General features: G+C 65.2%; 18 protein-coding genes and 1 tRNA gene. 7 read left to right on the top strand and 12 right to left on the bottom strand.

Features of this window, described 5'->3' with window-relative positions; translation table 11 throughout:
* Positions 1 to 15 precede the first annotated feature (15 nt).
* Entirely contained in the window at positions 16 to 855 is an 840-nt protein-coding gene (locus tag C3E77_RS02215) for an NAD-dependent epimerase/dehydratase family protein (protein WP_108390148.1), read from the bottom strand.
* A 67-nt stretch (positions 856 to 922) separates the two neighbouring features.
* On the opposite strand from C3E77_RS02215, the gene C3E77_RS02210 reads away from it, so the two are divergent.
* The 3 genes from C3E77_RS02210 to C3E77_RS02200 all read left to right on the top strand — a co-directional run bounded on the left by C3E77_RS02210 (position 923) and on the right by C3E77_RS02200 (position 3,294).
* The gene (locus C3E77_RS02210; protein ID WP_198410519.1) at positions 923 to 1,183 is read left to right on the top strand and encodes a thioredoxin family protein; all 261 of its coding nucleotides are present in this window, start codon (positions 923 to 925) and stop codon (positions 1,181 to 1,183) included.
* A 91-nt stretch (positions 1,184 to 1,274) separates the two neighbouring features.
* Positions 1,275 to 1,943 carry a YqaJ viral recombinase family protein gene (locus C3E77_RS02205; RefSeq protein WP_416046410.1) on the top strand — a complete coding sequence of 223 codons (669 nt, stop codon included), beginning with the start codon at positions 1,275 to 1,277 and terminating at the stop codon, positions 1,941 to 1,943.
* A 331-nt stretch (positions 1,944 to 2,274) separates the two neighbouring features.
* Positions 2,275 to 3,294, top strand: coding sequence for an NADP-dependent oxidoreductase (locus C3E77_RS02200; RefSeq protein WP_418288053.1), 1,020 nt, complete (start codon positions 2,275 to 2,277; stop codon positions 3,292 to 3,294).
* Positions 3,295 to 3,347: 53 nt separating this feature from the next.
* Here the strand turns inward: C3E77_RS02200 and C3E77_RS02195 are convergent, their stop codons facing one another.
* On the bottom strand, positions 3,348 to 4,307 hold the full coding sequence (locus C3E77_RS02195) for an ArsR/SmtB family transcription factor (protein WP_108390144.1): 960 nt from the start codon (positions 4,305 to 4,307) through the stop codon (positions 3,348 to 3,350).
* A gap of 55 nt (positions 4,308 to 4,362) precedes the next feature.
* Here C3E77_RS02195 and C3E77_RS02190 point away from each other — a divergent pair, with 55 nt between their 5' ends.
* A complete protein-coding gene (locus C3E77_RS02190; protein WP_162924887.1) occupies positions 4,363 to 5,682 on the top strand; it encodes an MFS transporter in 1,320 nt (439 codons plus the stop codon).
* Here C3E77_RS02190 and C3E77_RS02185 read toward each other — a convergent pair.
* The 6 genes from C3E77_RS02185 to C3E77_RS02160 form a co-directional block, all read right to left on the bottom strand.
* Entirely contained in the window at positions 5,651 to 6,193 is a 543-nt protein-coding gene (locus tag C3E77_RS02185; RefSeq protein WP_108390142.1) for a GNAT family N-acetyltransferase, read from the bottom strand. The two genes, C3E77_RS02190 and C3E77_RS02185, sit on opposite strands and share 32 nt — an antisense overlap.
* A gap of 86 nt (positions 6,194 to 6,279) precedes the next feature.
* The gene (rplA, locus tag C3E77_RS02180) at positions 6,280 to 6,969 is read right to left on the bottom strand and encodes a 50S ribosomal protein L1 (RefSeq protein WP_108390141.1); all 690 of its coding nucleotides are present in this window, start codon (positions 6,967 to 6,969) and stop codon (positions 6,280 to 6,282) included.
* Positions 6,970 to 7,117: 148 nt separating this feature from the next.
* On the bottom strand, positions 7,118 to 7,549 hold the full coding sequence (gene rplK / locus C3E77_RS02175) for a 50S ribosomal protein L11 (protein ID WP_108390140.1): 432 nt from the start codon (positions 7,547 to 7,549) through the stop codon (positions 7,118 to 7,120).
* A 90-nt stretch (positions 7,550 to 7,639) separates the two neighbouring features.
* Entirely contained in the window at positions 7,640 to 8,680 is a 1,041-nt protein-coding gene (nusG, locus tag C3E77_RS02170) for a transcription termination/antitermination protein NusG (protein WP_108390139.1), read from the bottom strand.
* Positions 8,681 to 8,764: 84 nt separating this feature from the next.
* Positions 8,765 to 9,040: a preprotein translocase subunit SecE gene (gene secE, locus C3E77_RS02165; protein ID WP_108390138.1), complete on the bottom strand. Its 276-nt coding sequence runs from the start codon at positions 9,038 to 9,040 to the stop codon at positions 8,765 to 8,767.
* Between the two features lie 42 nt (positions 9,041 to 9,082).
* Positions 9,083 to 9,155 (bottom strand) — tRNA-Trp (locus tag C3E77_RS02160).
* 537 nt (positions 9,156 to 9,692) lie between these two features.
* On the opposite strand from C3E77_RS02160, the gene C3E77_RS02155 reads away from it, so the two are divergent.
* From C3E77_RS02155 to C3E77_RS02145, 3 genes are all read left to right on the top strand, one after another.
* Entirely contained in the window at positions 9,693 to 10,655 is a 963-nt protein-coding gene (locus C3E77_RS02155; RefSeq protein WP_108390137.1) for a 3-hydroxyacyl-CoA dehydrogenase family protein, read from the top strand.
* Between the two features lie 16 nt (positions 10,656 to 10,671).
* The gene (locus C3E77_RS02150) at positions 10,672 to 11,442 is read left to right on the top strand and encodes an SDR family oxidoreductase (RefSeq protein WP_108390136.1); all 771 of its coding nucleotides are present in this window, start codon (positions 10,672 to 10,674) and stop codon (positions 11,440 to 11,442) included.
* A gap of 234 nt (positions 11,443 to 11,676) precedes the next feature.
* Entirely contained in the window at positions 11,677 to 13,047 is a 1,371-nt protein-coding gene (locus C3E77_RS02145) for an MFS transporter (protein ID WP_234031260.1), read from the top strand.
* A 96-nt stretch (positions 13,048 to 13,143) separates the two neighbouring features.
* Here C3E77_RS02145 and C3E77_RS02140 read toward each other — a convergent pair whose 3' ends face one another.
* From C3E77_RS02140 to C3E77_RS02125, 4 genes are read right to left on the bottom strand one after another with little or no spacing between them, the layout of a single operon-like run.
* A complete protein-coding gene (locus C3E77_RS02140) occupies positions 13,144 to 13,863 on the bottom strand; it encodes a GntR family transcriptional regulator (RefSeq protein WP_108390135.1) in 720 nt (239 codons plus the stop codon).
* A 45-nt stretch (positions 13,864 to 13,908) separates the two neighbouring features.
* Positions 13,909 to 14,652 carry a triose-phosphate isomerase family protein gene (locus C3E77_RS02135; protein WP_335583238.1) on the bottom strand — a complete coding sequence of 248 codons (744 nt, stop codon included), beginning with the start codon at positions 14,650 to 14,652 and terminating at the stop codon, positions 13,909 to 13,911.
* 35 nt (positions 14,653 to 14,687) lie between these two features.
* Entirely contained in the window at positions 14,688 to 15,146 is a 459-nt protein-coding gene (locus C3E77_RS02130) for a ribose-5-phosphate isomerase (RefSeq protein WP_108390133.1), read from the bottom strand.
* A 24-nt stretch (positions 15,147 to 15,170) separates the two neighbouring features.
* Entirely contained in the window at positions 15,171 to 16,910 is a 1,740-nt protein-coding gene (locus tag C3E77_RS02125) for a dihydroxyacetone kinase family protein (protein ID WP_108390132.1), read from the bottom strand.
* Positions 16,911 to 16,929 lie beyond the last annotated feature (19 nt).

The raw sequence follows: 16,929 nt of genomic DNA, 5'->3' as shown, positions 1-16,929 counted from the left end.
CCAGACCGGCAACGGTCAGTCGCGCCAGGAGTGCTGTGGGTTGTACCCGAGCACCCGTCGTGCCTTGTCGATCGACAGCAGTGTGTCGTTCTTGCCGAGCTCGCGCGTCACAGGGACGCCGGGGAACGTTTCGGCAACGAGTTCGTCGTTCGGGCGCGACATGACGGTGTCTGCCGCCGCGATGATGAACCGGTCGAACCCTGTCGTGTCCAGCTCGAGGGCGCGCTCGACCGCCTGGGCGCCGTCCCGTCCGTCGATGTAGCCCCACAGGTTCCACTTCCGCAGCGACGCGTCAGAGTCGAAGTCCGGGAACTCCGCATAATCCTCGGGGTTCATCACGTTCGAGAACCGCAGCGCGATGATCTTGAGGTCGGGGTTCCACCGCACGAGCTCGATCGCCATCTGCTCTTCGAGGTGCTTGACCAGCGAGTAGGTGCTCTCCGGCCGTGCCGCGTATTCCTCATCGATGGGAATGTAGGGCGGTGGCGTCTCGAACGGCAGGCCGAGAACCGTCTCGCTCGACGCATAGACGATGTTGCGGATGTCGGCGCGGATAGCACCGCTCATCACGTTGTAGCTCGCGAGGATGTTGTTCGAGAACGTCGCAACGTTGCTCGCCAGTCCGGCCGCAGGGATCGCGGCGAGGTGAACGACAGCGTCGAACCCCGAGTGCCTGTCGTCGACACCGAGCAGTGCGTCGAGGGTCTGCCCGTAGTCGGTGAGGTCGACGCGCACGAATCCTGGCCCGCGCTCCCCCGTCATGTCGAGGTTGATGACGTCGTGCCCTGCGGCACGCAGTTCGCGGACGACGGTGCGTCCCAGTTTTCCGGATCCACCGGTGACAGCAATTCTCATGGGCTCATTCTGTTGCAGTTGGGTCATCGGGGGTATGGGTGGCGCTCGGGCGTGGTTGAGTGTAAGCATGCAACTCGTCCTCTACACCTCGTCATTCTGCACCCCGTGCGCCCGCGCCCGGGAGGTGCTTGCCGAAGCCGAACGCCTCGTGCCCAAAGCCAGGGTGGTCGAGCGTGACGTCGCAATCGAGAATGCCCAGGCGGCGGATGACGGCATCCGCCTGACGCCGACGGTCCTCGTCCTCGATGAGACGGGCAAGGAAGTCTTCCGCGCGACGGGTGTTCCCACGCTCAACCAGGTGCTCCGGGCGGCCGCCAAGGCGCTCTGACGCCCCGTGACCGGCAACGCCGCCCAGCGGTTTGCGGTGACGTCGCCGCCAGAGGCCAGCCATCGCACGGAGGCGCGCCGACAGGACGCCGGTGGCGGGAGCATCCGCCCGGCCGAGGCACAATAGAGGTGTGACTTCCAGCCATCTCGACCGCCTCGTTGCCGATTCATCGGACCGGGTGGCCTGGCTCCGGGCTCGCTCTCGCGGGATCACCGCGACGGATGTTGCCCGACTCTCGAGCGCGAAGTCGATCGACGCCGTCGCCACCGAAAAACTCGGCGGTGGCCCGGGCTTCTCCGGTAACGCCTACACCGACCACGGTCGGGCGCGTGAGCCCGAGATCGCTCGCTGGGTCGCCGCGACCCACGGCATTTCGCCGTCATCGGCGCTGTTCCACGCGGAGATCGAGAAGCGCCACCTCGCGACCCCTGACGGCCTCGCCGTGTCGACGTCCGGCGCACTCGTACTGGCCGAGATCAAGACAACGACCAAGCCGTGGTCGAGCGTTCCCCGCAATTACCTCCGCCAGATCTGGTGGCAGCAGTACGTACTCGGGGCAGAACGGACTCTCGTGGTCTGGGAGCAGCACGCGAATTTCGTTCCCGTCGGCGAGGAGCCGATGTGCCGCTGGATCGACCGCGACGAGAAGCAGATCAACCAGCTGGTCGGGCTCGCCAACAACCTCATCGACGAATTGCACCGCAGAACCACGCGGGTGTCGCGGTACCTCGTGCACGACGACCCGTACGACATTCCCTGATCCCCGGTCCCGATCCGAGCCCCGCCGAGGCGGGCTGAGCCGCGCTGCCCGAGTCGGGTCGGATGTCTGGCCTCCTGTTCCCGACCGCTGCACTTCCATGCCCCCGCTGCAGATGTTTATGCAGCGCGGGCATGGATCTGTCGCGCTCGGGGGACGAAAGCGCCCCGGGGAGGGCGAGGGCCCGCGCGCCGTCGCGGCTCGGGATTGTTTGCTGGGAGGGAACTCGGCCGTAACACCACTGACTCATTGCGGGCGTTAGCTGTAACCAGAGCAACAACGACAGGGGGCAGCGATGCGTGAGGGTGTGGGGATTGCGTGGCAGACTCGGGGCATGACTGGATCACCTGATGCTTCCCCGGCGGGAGCATCGGCCCCGCCCGTCGTTCCCGAGACCATGCGCGCGGCGGTCATCGACACCACCGGCGAGGCGAGTTCGCTGCACGAGGCCACCGTTCCCGTGCCGGCGCCGTACAACTCCGAATTCATCGTGCAGGTCGTTGCTGCGGGAATCAACCCGATCGACGCGAAGACGCGGGCCGGACGCGGCGTCTCCGCCGGCATCCCGAGCTTTCCCGCCGTGCTCGGCTACGACTTCAGCGGCGTCGTCGTGAAGTCGCCGTATGAGGCACACCCCTTCGCCCCTGGCACCGAGGTGTACGGCATGACCATGGTTCCGCGCACCTCGGGCAGCTACGCGCAATATGTCGCCGTGTCGAGCCTGTCCGTCGCAAAGAAACCAGCGGCGCTCTCGCACGTCGAAGCCGCCGGCGTCCCGCTCGCCGCGCTGACCGCCTGGGGAATGGTCGTCGAGGTCGCCAAGGCACACCAGGGCCAGCGCATCCTCATCCACGCTGCCAGCGGTGGCGTCGGGCACTTCGCGCTGCAGTTCGCCAAGTACTTCGGGGCGCACGTCATCGCAACGGGATCGACCCGCAATCAGGAGTGGTTGCGTGAGCTCGGCGCCGACGAGGTCATCGACCACGCGACAACCCGATTCGAGGATGCCGTCAGCAACGTTGACGTGGTGATCGACCTGGTCGGCAATGTCAGCGACAACACGGGCTCGCGCTCTCTCGCTGTGCTGCGCGATGGCGGTCTCATCGTCAATGCGCCGACCGGCAGCTGGCCGACCTTTCTCGCCGAGGCCGCTGACGCGGGAATGCGCGCGACCACGTACAAGGTCGCACCGGACGGCGACAGCCTCTCGACCATCTCCCGCCTGCTCGAGTCAGGCGATGTCCGCGTGTTCGTCGACCAGGTTTTCGAGCTCGGCAACGCCGCGCGGGCGCACGAGGCGCTCGAATCCGGGCACACCCGCGGCAAGATTGTGCTCACGATTCCCGCTCACTGACTTCCGGGGGGGCGCAGACTTCCGGCGGCGCAGAAGTCCCACCGGCCCGAACGTCAGCTCGCTCGATCCGAGAGCGCCTGCCCGAGTTCGCTGCGGAAGTAGAGAACACTGTGCCCGTGTCGCGTTGACGTCACGAGCCCGTTGTCTGCGAGTACCCGCAGGTGCTGGTTGACCGCCGACGTGGAGATCCCGAACCTGATCCCGAGCTCAGTCGACGACGCCGGCGACCCCAGTGCCCTGAGCAGCGCCGTGCGCCGCGACCCGATGAGGCTGACGAGGGCGCCCTCCGGCGCCAGGGTCTCCGGCTCCCACATCGCTCCCTGGCCGCGCGCGGGGTACATGACAAGCGGGGCCTGCCCGGCCTCGACAGGCGCCGACGCCCGCCGGGTGAACATCGTTGGCACGAGGGTGAGACCGAGGCCATCCGTGTGCTCGGTCCGGTTCTCGGGTGCGGCAAGGGCTATCGACACCACACCGTTCTCATAGGTCACCGCCGAGGAGACACCGTTGAGCATGACGGCGAGCCCGTCGAGCGCCACGACACGGCCCCTGTGGACGATGTCGGACTCCAGGATCGCCCGCATCCGGGGCCAGTGCGGCCGGAAGCACGCATCCCAGTACTCACGAAGTGCGCTCACCATCCGGCGTATTGCGCGGTCAGGTGGGCCGGCAAAGACCGCAGGAAGATCCGGGTGAACCGAGAGCACACCGCGCAAAAAGTCGGCGGCGGGGAGGGCCTCGAGCCGGGCCAGTTCGTTCTCGATCCGCGTGAGGGGCGAGTCCGGCCGCGGGTTGAGGAAGTCCGGTGTCCACAACCGGTCGTTGACCAGCGCCGCGAGCACCTCGGTGTCGAGGGAGCGCCTCGCGTCTTCTGTTCGAAGGACCCAGGGCAGCTGCAGTGGGTACCGCCCGGGATCCCGGATCGACCGCAGCGAGAGACCGAGTTCGCACAGCGGCGAGATTCCGAACCGCACGCCACCGAGATCGGACTCGCTGAGCTGATACCGCAACATGTAGCCATACGCTACATCACTAACGGACGCCGTTCCGCGCGTGGGACAAAGGAACGTGAGCGCAGCACCACCGAGTAACGCCCCCTCCCTCCCCGACACCACACCGATCCCTACAGGCGGCATCCGTCGTCGTGATGGCAGATGGTTCGCTTCGATCACGCAGGATCCCGTTCTGCGTCGGCTTGTCCTCGCCACCCTCGTTTCGACTCTCGGCCGTGGCGTGTTTCTCACACTCACCGTGCTGTACTTCACACTCATCGTGGAGCTGCCCGCGATGGAGGTCGCCCTGCTCCTCACGATCTCGAGCGCCATCGGAGTGGGAACGTCGTATCTCGGCGGCCACCTCGCTGACCGGTTCAGCGCCAGGCGCCTCGCCGTCTGGCTGACGCTCATCGAAGCGGTCGCGCTCGCGTGCTATCCACTGGCGACATCGTTCCCCGTGGCACTCGCCGTCGCGTGTGTCGTCACGGCAACCGCGAGTGCCGCGCACTCCACTCGTGGCGCGATCATCGCTCGCGCCTTCACCGGTCAGGGCAGGGTGGGCGCCCGTGCCGTGCTCCGCACCGTCACGAACATCGGCATCTCACTCGGCAGTGCCGCCGGCGGAATCGCACTGCTGCTCGCCACCCCGACGGCCTACCGAAGCGTGATGGTAATCGCTGCGGTCCTGACGGGAGCGAGCGCGTTCGTGCTCGCTCGCCTGCCGAAATCCGTCGACGCCCCGCAGCACGACCCGACGAGTGACGTGCCCCGGCCGGAGCGGGGACGCTCACCGTTCCGAAATCCGACCTATCTCGCGCTCACCGTGCTCTCCGGCGTTTTCGGCATGCAGTTCGGTGTGGCCGAGGTTGGCCTGCCGCTGTGGATCGTTCACGACACCCGGGCGCCAAGCGCCGTGTACTCGGTCCTGCTCATCCTCAATACGATCCTCGTGATCGCGTTCCAGGTGCGGCTCTCCCGCGGCACCCACGATGTCGCGCACGCCGGGAAGATCTCGGTGCTCGCCGGCATCCTCATGGTGGTCGCCTGCGGGCTCTACGCAGGGTCAGCTGACGTCGCCATCGGCGTCGCCATCGCCCTCCTCGTGCTCGCCATGGTCGTGCACTCGTTCGCCGAGATCCTCTCCAGCGCCAGCAACTGGGGGTTGAGCTTCGAACTCGCCGACCAGTCGCGCGCCGGTGCCTACCAGGGGGTCTTCGCCATGGGTTACTCGCTCGGCGCTATGGCCGCGCCGCTCGTCATCAGCGCGACAGTGCTCACCCACGGCACGATGGGCTGGATGGTTCTTGGCGCCGTCTTCCTGCTGTCAGCGCTGGGGATCAACCTGCTCGCCCGTCACCACCTCACGACTGCCCCGCGAGCGTCCGCTCCATGACGAAGTCGTTGTGCACCTCGGGGCCGAGGGAGAACTTCTTCTCACCAACGATGGCGAACCCACTCTTCTCGTAGAACCGGAGCGCCCTCGCGTTGAGCTGGTTGACCCCGAGCCAGATGCCCGCTGCTCCCCGTTCTCTCGCCGCGTCGAGAGTCGCAGCCATCAGCGCCACCGCCACACCCCTGCCGTGCGCCCCCGGCAGTGCGTAAGCCTTGCTGAGTTCGATGGTCGGCCTGATCATCACCGCAGCAGCGACGTCAGCGTCCGTCGGCTCTCCGCCGATGAGCATCATGTACCCGATCAGCTCGCCGGCATCCTCGGCGAGCAGGATGACCCGGTTGCTGTCGTCGAGGTACCGATCAAAGCTCTGCGCCGTCAGGTTGCCGGCGATGTACTCGGCGATCGCTTCCGGCGCGCTGCCGGGTGGGCAGGCGAGCGGAAAAGTGGCGGCAGCGAGCTCCCCCAGCCCCGCGGCATCCGTCGGTTGGGCACGTCGAACAGTCAGGGTCATCCCGCTAGTTTATGGAGCACCGGATGCCGCCTGGCACGCAAAAAGGACCCCGCCGAAGCGAGGTCCTTTTTGTGTGTTCCGAGGAACTAGATGGAGTTGATGTCCATCGGGATGCCAGGACCGAAGGTGGTCGAGACGGTTCCCTTGAGGATGTAACGGCCCTTCGAGGAGGACGGCTTGAGGCGGTTGACCTCTTCGAGAGCGGTCGAGATGTTCTCGAACAGCTGCTCCGGCGAGAACGATGCCTTGCCAACGACGAAGTGGACGTTGGAGTGCTTGTCAACGCGGAATTCGATCTTTCCGCCCTTGATGTCGTTGACGGCCTTGGCCACATCGGGGGTGACGGTTCCGGTCTTCGGGTTCGGCATGAGGCCGCGGGGTCCGAGGACCTTTCCGAGACGACCGACCTTACCCATGAGCTCCGGGGTCGAAACCGCGGAGTCGAAGTTGGTGTAACCAGCGGCCACCTTTTCGATGAGCTCGTCGCCACCGACCTCGTCAGCACCGGCAGCGATTGCTGCTTCTGCTGCAGGGCCCGTTGCGAAGACGATGACGCGGGCGGTCTTACCGGTTCCGTGAGGAAGAATCACGGTACCGCGGACCATCTGGTCTGCCTTGCGGGGGTCGACACCGAGCTTGAGGGCAACCTCAACCGTGGAGTCGAACTTGGCCGAACCGGTTTCCTTGGCAAGGTTAACTGCCTCGGCTGCGGTGTAGACCTTGTCAGTGCCGATTTTCTCGGCGGCGGCCCGGTAGGCCTTTGACTTCTGTGCCATGTGAATTTCTCCAATTCGAGAATGTGGTCATTTGCGCCTGGCCGGCGCTGCCACGAATGTTGTGTCATGAGTCGGCGCCGGACGGTGTCCGGCGGACTCGGGTGGGAACCGGCGCCTGTGATGGCGACTCGGATGCCCGGGGGTGTTACTACGCTTCGACGGTGATTCCCATGGAGCGAGCGGTTCCGGCGATGATCTTCGACGCAGCGTCAATGTCGTTTGCGTTGAGGTCGGCCATCTTCTGCTCGGCGATCGAGCGGACCTGCTCCTTGGTGAGCTTCGCAACCTTGACGGTGTGCGGGGTTCCTGAACCCTTTGCAACGCCGGCAGCCTTCTTGATGAGTTCTGCGGCGGGCGGGGTCTTCAGGATGAACGTGAACGAGCGGTCCTCGTACACGGTGATCTCGACCGGGATGACGTTTCCGCGCTGGGACTCTGTCTGGGCGTTGTATGCCTTGCAGAATTCCATGATGTTCACGCCGTGCTGACCCAGTGCCGGGCCGATTGGCGGGGCGGGGTTGGCGGCGCCAGCCTTGATCTGAAGCTTAATCAGACCAGTGACCTTCTTCTTCGGAGCCATGTTTCTTCCTTCTTATTGGGTTTCGAGCCCTGTCCGTGTGACGGGTGCTCTCCCGCTGGCCCGGTTGGGCCGCGGTGGTTGAGAAAACTTCTAAAGCTTGGTGACCTGGTCGAAGCTGAGCTCGACCGGGGTCTCGCGTTCGAACAGCGACACGAGCACGATGAGCTTGCCGCTCTCCGGCTTGATCTCGCTGATCGAACCAGGAAGGCCCGCGAACGAACCTTCCTTGATCGTGATGGTCTCGCCGATTTCAAAGTCGACCTCGGCGGGGATCGAGCGAGCCGTCTGGCCGCCCTTCGCTCCGGTGGCCTTCGACTGCGCGGCTTCCTTGACCTCGACGAGGCTCTTCAACATGTTGAAGGCCTCTTCGAAGCGCAACGGCGTCGGGTTGTGGGCGTTGCCCACGAATCCGGTGACGCCGGGCGTGTGGCGAACCACAGACCAGGAGTCCTCGTTGAGGTCCATGCGGACGAGCACGTATCCGGGGATGCGCACGCGGGTGACCATCTTGCGCTGGCCGTTCTTGATCTCGACAACGTCTTCCATCGGCACTTCGACCTGGTAGATGTAGTCGGCGACGTCGAGCGAACCCTTGCGCTGCTCGATGTTCGCCTTGACCTTGCGCTCGAATCCGGCGTAGGAGTGAATGACGAACCACTTGCCAGGCAGGCTCCGCAGTTCCTTGCGGAATGCGTCGTACGGGTCGGCGTCTTCTGCGTCGGCCTCGTCGCCTGCGGCGTCAGCCTCGACATCGGCAACGCCGGCATCCGGCTCTTCGCCGTCGTACGGTGCGACCTCTGGCTCGAATTCTGCTTCTTCTTCGCGCTCGACGTCGATGGAATCTGCGAGAGCGAGAGCAGCGGCTTCAGCCTCTGCAGCCTCGTCGATCTCGAGAGCGTCATCGACGATCGCATCGGCTTCGGGATCGACGGCCTCGGCGAGAGCCTCGACCTCCTCCTCGACGTCGACGATGACATCCGCCGTGTCTTCGATGTGCAGCGCTTCGTGCTCGGCGGGGGTGACAGCGTTCTCTTCGGCCGCGAGCACGTTGCCCTCCTGGGCTTCGTCGTCCTCACTGGACTGCTCAGCGGCAGTCGACCAGTCGACGTCGTCTAGATTTCTCTCCGACACTTAAATCTCTTTCCTTTGGCTCTCGTTTGGCCGGTGTACGGCCACGTTGCGCTGTGTGAGGTTCGGATGAACGGATGCCAGCGGCTAGGCCGCCGGAGTACCGAACGTGAAGATCACAACCCAGCTGAACACCTGATCCAGGCCCCAGACAAGCGCCATCATGATCACGACGAACACGAGCACAACACCGGTGTAGCTGAGCAGCTCCTTGCGGGTCGGTGTGACGACCTTCTTGAGCTCAGCAACCACCTGCTTCAGAAACAGGATGATCCCGGCGAAGGGTCCACGCTTTGCGGCACGGTCCTTCTTCGCTGCTGCGACGATTTCCTCGCTCGGTTCGTCGATAACTTTTCGGGCCACCTGGTTACACCTTTCATGTGCCGGGGTGTTAACACCGACGCGCAGGGCGGACAGGACTTGAACCTGCAACCTGCGGTTTTGGAGACCGCTGCTCTACCAATTGAGCCACCGCCCTATGACCGGATACCCGGTCGGGAAGCAAAAACCTGATTCACGATCCTGAACCGCAATCCTCTCTCCCGGCGTTCACCGGAAAAAGAGGAAAATAGGCGCAAAAAAGCTTGGCAGATTTCAACTACCTCCCCAAGTGTACAGGGCGAAATGCTCTCCGCAAACACGACGCCGACGCCGCACCGGCTCGGCGGGCCCACTAACCGCCACGACGGTCAACCACGGACGAGAACCGTTTCTGTTTACAGGCGACTTCTCTTTACAAGCGACGGGGCGGCCCTTAGTCTTCCTATAGGATATGGGACCTCAAGGCGGCCCCCGACTGCAATGGAGCACGCATGCCGACTGATGACCACGCGAGTACGGCAGGGCTGAGCCGCCGCCGCGTGGCACCGCGCGTCGAACTCCCCCGCCGACACGAGCGTGACTCGACCATGACCTGGACCACGCCCACGACCTCGCACGCCGGCACGACCCACGCGTGCGCTCGACCGACCAGACTTACGCCAACTCCGATCCATCCACGTCCGAGGAGAAAAATATGACCAACCGCACCATCGCCGTCGTCGGTTCCGGATACATGGGCGGTGGCATCGCACAGGTGCTCGCCCTGTCGGGCGCCACCGTCCGCATCGCAGACATCTCCGAGGAGATCGCCGTCACGAACTACGAGCGCCTCATCGATGAGGCACGCCAGTTCGTCGCTGACGGCTTGTTCCCCGCCGACGCTGTCGAGCGAATTCAGTCCAACGTCTCACCGGCCGCATCCATCGAGGAGGCTGTCGCCGACGCGGATTTCATCGAGGAGGCCGTTCCCGAGAAGATCGAGATCAAACACGCGACGCTCAAGCGGATCAGCGAGGCAGCGCGCCCCGACGCGATCATCGGCTCGAACACCTCGACGATTCTGATCGGGTCGCTCGCGGAGGCCGTCGTCAACCCGTCGCGTTTCCTCGGCGTCCACTTCTCGAACCCGGCTCCCTTCATTCCCGGCGTTGAACTCATCCCACACGAGAGCACCGACCCGGCCGCGATCGAGGTCGCCGAGGAGATCGTCAGGGCGACAGGCAAGGAAACCGCTCGCGTCAAGGACTCAACGGGATTCGTGCTCAACCGCCTGCAGTATGCGCTGTTCCACGAGGCAACCCAACTGGTTGAAGAGGGCGTGGCCACCCCCGAAGACATCGACACGATCGTGCGGACCACCTTCGGTTTCCGCTTTCCGGTGTTCGGGCCGTTCGCCATCGCCGACATGGCAGGGCTCGACGTCTACTCGTTCTGCTACGCCTCGCTCCAAACCCGCTGGCCCGAGCGTTTCGCCACGCCGAACTCTCTCAAAGAGCTCGTGGACGCCGGCAAGTTCGGCACCAAGACGGGCGCGGGTTACCTCGATGTGCCCGCGGACCGCACGGCGGAGCTCATCGCGTACCGCAATAAGGCGTACGTTGCCATCAAGAAGCTCATGGACGAGCTCGGCCCGGCACCCCTTCACCCGTCGAACTGACCCGATCGGATTCACCATGGCATCCCGGTTCCCGGAATCCCGCACCGTCATCCTCACCGGTGCGGCGTCACCGCGCGGCATCGGTCGCGCGTCCGCCCACTACCTTGCAGAGTTGGGCTGGAACATCGGCATCATTGACATCGACGCGGACGCCGCGGCATCCGTCGCAGCGGACATTGTGCAACAGCACGGTGTCGTCGCGGCAGGCGCTGGCGCGAATGTCGCCGACGAAGCTCAGGTCCGCGCAGCATTCGACGAACTCGAAGCTGCGCTGCCCCAGGTTCTCGCGCTGGTGAACCTCGCCGGTGTCTCGTCACCGGTTCCCTACCTCGAGGTCACCGCCGATGAGTGGAACCGGGTCATAGGGATCAACCTCAACGGTGTTCACTTCGCCACCCGACGCGCCGTCGAGTCCATGGTGAAGAACGGGGTCGGCCGCGTCGTCAACCTCTCGTCGGTCTCGGCGCAGCGCGGTGGAGGCACGTTCAGCAAGACGGCGTATTCCGCCGCGAAGGCCGGCGTCATCGGGTTCTCGCGCAGCGTCGCCCGCGAACTGGGCCGCGACGGCATCACGGTCAACGTCATCTCCCCCGGTCCGATCGACACCGACATCATGGGCGGGACGCTCACCGACGAGCGCAAGGAAGCCATGGCAGCCGACGGCGTCCTCCCGCGGATCGGAACCCCGAGAGACATCGCCGCCGCCATCGCCTACCTCATCAGCGAGGACGCCGGATTCGTGACGGGTCAGACCCTGAACGTTGACGGCGGCCTCTACATGCACTGAAAGATCACCATGACAGGAACACCACGCCCCTGGTCCCCGGGCCGCATCCTCTTTCTCGTCGTCGGCATCATCCTCGTCGGCGTCGGGATCTGGTTGCTCGCACCGAGCATCTTCGGCTGAGCCGTTTAACCGTCGCCCGGTCTGCCTCCCGGGAGTCGCCGCACGACCATATCGACCGATCTAAAACTCAACTGATATAAAGCCGAACCGACAGAGAACTCAAAGGAGAGCAGATTGTCCACATTCAACCCCTCTGTGAACGTTGATCCCAACGCGCACAGCCCGGCGCTCAAGTCGGCTATTTCCAAGGCGGCACGGCACCTCATGCCGATGCTCGTCATCCTCTATTTCGTGGCATTCCTCGACCGCACGAACATCGGTTTCGCCCAGGAAGCGCTCTCGGTCGATCGCGGAATCTCGGAGGGAGCATTCGCACTCGGAGCCGGCATCTTCTTCATCGGCTACGCGATCTTCGAGATCCCGAGCAACCTGCTGCTGAAGAAGTTCGGTGCGAGGTTCTGGCTCGCCCGGATCGCGATCACGTGGGGCATCGTCGCGGCGGCGTTCGCTTTCACGACGGACGACACGATGTTCATCATCCTGCGATTCCTCCTCGGAGTCACAGAGGCCGGTCTGTTCCCCGGTGTGATCATGTTCCTGGCCGAGTGGTTCCCCAACAAGGTCCGCGTTCAGATGTTCGCCATTTTCTACCTGGCGCAGCCGTTCTCGCAGATGCTTGGCGCCCCACTCAGCGGTGGACTGATCAGCTTCGGTGACACGGTCACCCCGTGGCAGGGCTGGCAGGTCATGTTCTTCGTCGAGGGCATGCTGGCGGTGGTAGCCGGTATTGCAGCACTCTTCTTCCTCGTGAACAGTCCGCAAAAGGCGAAGTTCCTGAACCAGGAGGAGAAGGACGCCCTCACCGAGGTGATGGCGAGAGAAGACGTCGTGCGCACGGAGGACGGCCCATCCGGCATCTGGCGCGCAATGTCGAGCTGGAAGGTGTGGTACTTCACCATCATCTACTTCTGCCTCCAGATCGCTGTCTACGGCACCACGTTCTACCTGCCCCAACAGGTCTCCGGACTGATCGGGCAGGAGGTCGGCTGGCAGGTCGGGCTGATCTCGGCGATCCCGTGGCTTGTCGGACTCTTCGCCTGCTACTTCTTCGGAAAGCACGCATCGACAATCATCCGCCGGCGCAACTGGGGAACAATGTTCTACCTTCTCACCGGCCTCGCCATTCTGGGCTCCGCCTGGGCTGGCGCGAATGGCATGCCGTTCCTCGGCATCCTGTTCATCACGATCGCCGTTGCGAGCTTCCTCTCGGTCGGGCCGATCACGTGGTCATACCCGACGGCGTTCCTCACCGGAACAGCGGCTGCGGCCGGAATCGGCCTCATCAACTCGCTCGGAAACCTCGGTGGCTTCGTCGCGCCGATCATGCGAACGGGTATCAATGAGGCGATTCCGACCGAGAGCGGCACCTGGGGCGTTGTCTCGCTCGGCGTCTTCGCGTTCCTCGCCGCTGCAATGCTCTACTGCACCCGGTTCTTCAGGGCGAGGGCAGATGCCCTGCTCGAAGACGCTCCTCCCGGTCACTGAGCAACGCTCCACGACAGCTCCAGACACGACAGCTCGGTCAACGACAATGGACCGGATCCCGCGGGGATCCGGTCCATTGTCGTGTGCGCACGGCAGCTACTGCGTGTGGGCATCGGAGCGCGAACGGGACCGCACCCGCTCGATGTGATCCCGCATCGCCGCAGCAACGGCATCCGGGTCGCCCGTCCGAAACGCGTCGATGATGCGGGAGTGCTCGCTCACCGCGTCTTCGGCGTCGGTGACACCGCTCAGCACCGTTTGGCGCATGCGGTGCACCCTCGTCGAGATGACCTCGGACATGTCGATCAGAAAGGGGTTGTTCGTGCCCTCGAAGATGAGGTGGTGGAAGTTCCAGTCAACGGCGAAGTACTCGCGCAGCAACGCCACGGAGAGGCTGCCTGCCTCGGCGGCGGCACGCACTCGCTCGGTGATCCTCCGGTGCTCATCGAGTGCTGCCTCGAGCTGCGGGACCAGGTCGTCGGAGTGCCGCGCCGCGAGAGCCGCGGCACCGCCCTCGAGCACGATCCGGGTATCGAAGAGCGACTCGAGCTGTCCGTCGGTGATCTGCGGGGCGACCCGGTACCCCTTGAGCGGCTCCCTCGTCACGAGTCCCGTGCGCTCGAGCTGGACGAGCGCCTCGCGCACGGGCGTCGGTGACACGTTGAGGTCGCGGGCGATCGCGTCGATCGAGAGTCGGGTGCCTGGTGCGACGGACTGGCTGACGAGCATGTCGAGCACGAGGTCGTAGACGCGGTCCCTGAGCCCTTTGCGCTCAATCACCCCCGCTTGTCCAAGCGGGTAGGTGGATTCAGACATGGGCTCTCCTCGGCGGTCCGCTCTCGAGAGTACCAGCGCCGCTGGTCACGTCGCTGCGTCCGCTGCTTCGTCGAGGATGACGCGCACGGCTTCGGGGTCGTGAGCGAACCTGCCGAGGAACATGCCGTCGACACTGTCGGCGATCTCGCCGAGAAGGCCGGGGCCGGCACTGCCGCCGTAAATCACTACCGATCCGGGGAAGTCGCTGAGCGAACCCACGTACTCACGCAGCGCGGAGCACACGGTGCCGATGTACTCGGCGGACGCCGGCTCCGGCGCGCCGATCGCCCAGTGGGGTTCGTAGGCGACGATGACCCGGCCGTGGTGGCCGGCTGTGCGGCTCGGCTCGAGTGCTGAAGCGATGTGGGCCGTGCAGTCGGCGATGGCGTCCTCAGCCCTCGTGCGCACCGCTTCACCGATGCAGAGCACAGGATCGAGGCCGTTGCGCAGCGCGGCATCCGTCTTGCTGGCGACGATCTCGTCGGTCTCCCCGAAGAGGCGCCGCCGTTCGGCATGGCCGACCTCGACCACGCGACAGCCCAGTTCTGCGATCTCCGATCCGCTCACCTCGCCCGTGTACGCCCCGGAATCCTCGGTGCTCAGATCCTGCGCGCCGACGAGGGCGACCGATTGGAACGCCTCGAGCGCGGCGGGCACTGAGAGATATGTCGGGATGACGAAGAGCTCGACCGTTCCGTCCGCAATCGCCGGGTGGTCCCGGGCGATGGCGGCGACGTCACGGCACCAGTCCACGGTGCGAGCGTGGCTGAAGTACATCTTGTGGCTCACCCCGATCAGAAACCGGGGGGAGCCGGCCGGCGGCATCAGACGCCTTCGTAGCTGCGGATCTCCTGCACCTTGTCGTTGGAGGCACTCGACTCGTCGAAGTGATAGGTCAGCCACTCGCGCACCAGGCGGCGAGCGAGCTCGAGGCCGACGACGCGCTGGCCCATGCACAGCACCTGCGCGTTGTTCGAGAGCACGGCGCGCTCCACGGAGTACGGGTCGTGGGCCGTGACGGCGCGCACCCCGGCAACCTTGTTCGCCGCAATGGCGACGCCGAGGCCGGTCCCGCACACGAGGAGGGCCCGGTCGGCCTCGCCCCTGGCAACCATCTCCGCTGCCGCTATGGCGATCGTCGGGTAGTTGGTGTGACCGTCGGCGTTCACACCGACGTCGGTAACGGATGCCACGAGGTCGCTGCCCTCGAGGTCGGCCTTCAGCCGTTCCTTGTACTCAAATCCTGCGTCGTCAGAGCCGACGACAATTCGAAGTGCGCTCATGTTGTGCTCCTGTTCGTGGATAAATCAGAGACCGGATGTTGCCGGCAGGACGTCCTTGATCGCTGCCGCGATCATCGCGAGTGAAACCGCACCGGGATCCGCGACCCCGAGCGCCTTGTCGCCGTGGGACCTGGCACGCCCCATCCCCGGCATCATGTCGGCCGTGCCGTCCGCCGCATCCTGTGCGGCAGTGCTCGCCGCCGACCAGGCGACGGCAAGAGTATCGCCGGAACCGACACGTTGCCTGAGCGTTTCAGCGAAGGGCACGAGGGCGTCAACCATCGTCTTGTCGCCAACCTTCGCCTTGCCGAAGTCCATCACTGCTGTGCTGGCACCGTCGAGCCCATCGGCAACGGCCGCCGCCGTGACCGGTGCCGTGTTGCCGAGCCGCTCGCCCACGGTGCGGAGGATGACCGCCCAAATCGCACCGGAGGTGCCGCCGGCCCGGTTCGACCACTCATCCGCCGCCGAAGCGAGCACGCTCTGGGCACCTGCACCGTTCGAGTGCGAGGAGCGAGCGGCGGTGAGCGCGGCGTGTGAGCCTCGCTTCATCCCGATTCCGTGGTCGCCGTCCCCGGCGATCGCGTCGATGCGGCCGAGTTCTTCCGCGTTGACGTCGATGACCGAGACGATCGCCTCGAGCGCGGTGACAACCACCGCAGCAGCACGCCTGGACTCGTCGCTCGCGTCGGGGATGACCTCCTCGGCAACCGAGTCGTCGATCGCGTCCCGTTCAACCTGCGCACTGGTGTCGACAGACCCGGTGCGGAACGCTGGTGTGTCGGCAGGGGCGCGCCAGAGGGTCTCGAGCTCGTCGTCGAGCCAGAGCAGGGTGAGCGAGACACCGGCCATGTCGAAACTGGTGCAGAACTCGCCGACGTGCGGATCGACGATCACGGCACCGGCATCCTCCAGCAGCGTGGCGATGCGGTCGAAAACAACGTAGAGTTCCTCGTTCTTCACCGACCCGAGGCCGTTGAGGATGGGAACCACCCGCGCACCCTCCACGCTGACCCCGTCGGGAATCTCAGCGGAGTCGAGGAGGCGCTCGATGAAGAGTTCGGCGAGGCCGTCTGCGCTGGGGATGTCGACCTCGTCGATGCCAGGTTCACCGTGGATGCCAAGGCCGATGGCCATCCGTCCCTCCGGCACGGTGAACAGCGGCTCTGCGGCGCCCGGAAGCGTGCACCCGGTGAAGGCGACACCCATCGTGCGTGTGCGATCGTTCGCGAGGATGGCGGCTCGCTCGACGCCGTCCATGTCGTACCCGGCCGCGGCGGCGGCGCCGGCGGCCTTGAACACCGTGAGGTCCCCCGCGATCCCCCGGCGCTTCTCCTGCTCGCCCGCTGGCGCGCTGAAGATATCGTCGGTCACCGTCACGGTCCTGCAGTCGATTCCGTCAGCACGGAGTTTGTCCTGTGCCTCGGTGAAGTGGAGGACGTCGCCGGCGTAGTTGCCGTAGCTCAGCAGGACGCCCTTGCCCTGTTCGCTCGCGCGAGCGACCGATTCGACCTGTCGTGCCGACGGCGAGGCGAACAGGTTTCCCATGGCAGCCCCGTGGGCGAGGCCGTGCCCGACCAGGCCGCCGACTGCGGGGTAATGGCCTGACCCACCCCCGATCACGACTGACACCGTCGGTTCTTCCGCGCGGGTGGATCGAGTCACCCCTCCGGATACCCGGCGAACCCACCGCGCGTTGGCGCGCGCGAATCCGTCGGTCATTTCGTCAGCAAAGTTCTCGGGTTCGTTCCAGAGCCTGGTCATGTGTCTTCCTCGACGTTGA

Source organism: Mycetocola zhujimingii, assembly GCF_003065425.1.
Taxonomy (GTDB): domain Bacteria; phylum Actinomycetota; class Actinomycetes; order Actinomycetales; family Microbacteriaceae; genus Mycetocola_A; species Mycetocola_A zhujimingii.
Note: the sequence above shows the minus strand (reverse complement) of the source record. Positions and strands in the feature narration are given on the sequence as shown.

Bases quoted from the DNA above. Each gene is read 5' to 3' on its own strand.
- C3E77_RS02215 (WP_108390148.1), bottom strand. From the start codon at position 855: ATGAGAATTGCTGTCACCGGTGGATCCGGAAAACTGGGACGCACCGTC.
- C3E77_RS02210 (WP_198410519.1), top strand. From the start codon at position 923: ATGCAACTCGTCCTCTACACCTCGTCATTCTGCACCCCGTGCGCCCGC.
- C3E77_RS02200 (WP_418288053.1), top strand. From the start codon at position 2,275: ATGACTGGATCACCTGATGCTTCCCCGGCGGGAGCATCGGCCCCGCCC.
- C3E77_RS02195 (WP_108390144.1), bottom strand. From the start codon at position 4,307: ATGTTGCGGTATCAGCTCAGCGAGTCCGATCTCGGTGGCGTGCGGTTC.
- C3E77_RS02185 (WP_108390142.1), bottom strand. From the start codon at position 6,193: ATGACCCTGACTGTTCGACGTGCCCAACCGACGGATGCCGCGGGGCTG.
- rplA (WP_108390141.1), bottom strand. From the start codon at position 6,969: ATGGCACAGAAGTCAAAGGCCTACCGGGCCGCCGCCGAGAAAATCGGC.
- rplK (WP_108390140.1), bottom strand. From the start codon at position 7,549: ATGGCTCCGAAGAAGAAGGTCACTGGTCTGATTAAGCTTCAGATCAAG.
- C3E77_RS02155 (WP_108390137.1), top strand. From the start codon at position 9,693: ATGACCAACCGCACCATCGCCGTCGTCGGTTCCGGATACATGGGCGGT.
- C3E77_RS02150 (WP_108390136.1), top strand. From the start codon at position 10,672: ATGGCATCCCGGTTCCCGGAATCCCGCACCGTCATCCTCACCGGTGCG.
- C3E77_RS02140 (WP_108390135.1), bottom strand. From the start codon at position 13,863: ATGTCTGAATCCACCTACCCGCTTGGACAAGCGGGGGTGATTGAGCGC.
- C3E77_RS02130 (WP_108390133.1), bottom strand. From the start codon at position 15,146: ATGAGCGCACTTCGAATTGTCGTCGGCTCTGACGACGCAGGATTTGAG.
- C3E77_RS02125 (WP_108390132.1), bottom strand. From the start codon at position 16,910: ATGACCAGGCTCTGGAACGAACCCGAGAACTTTGCTGACGAAATGACC.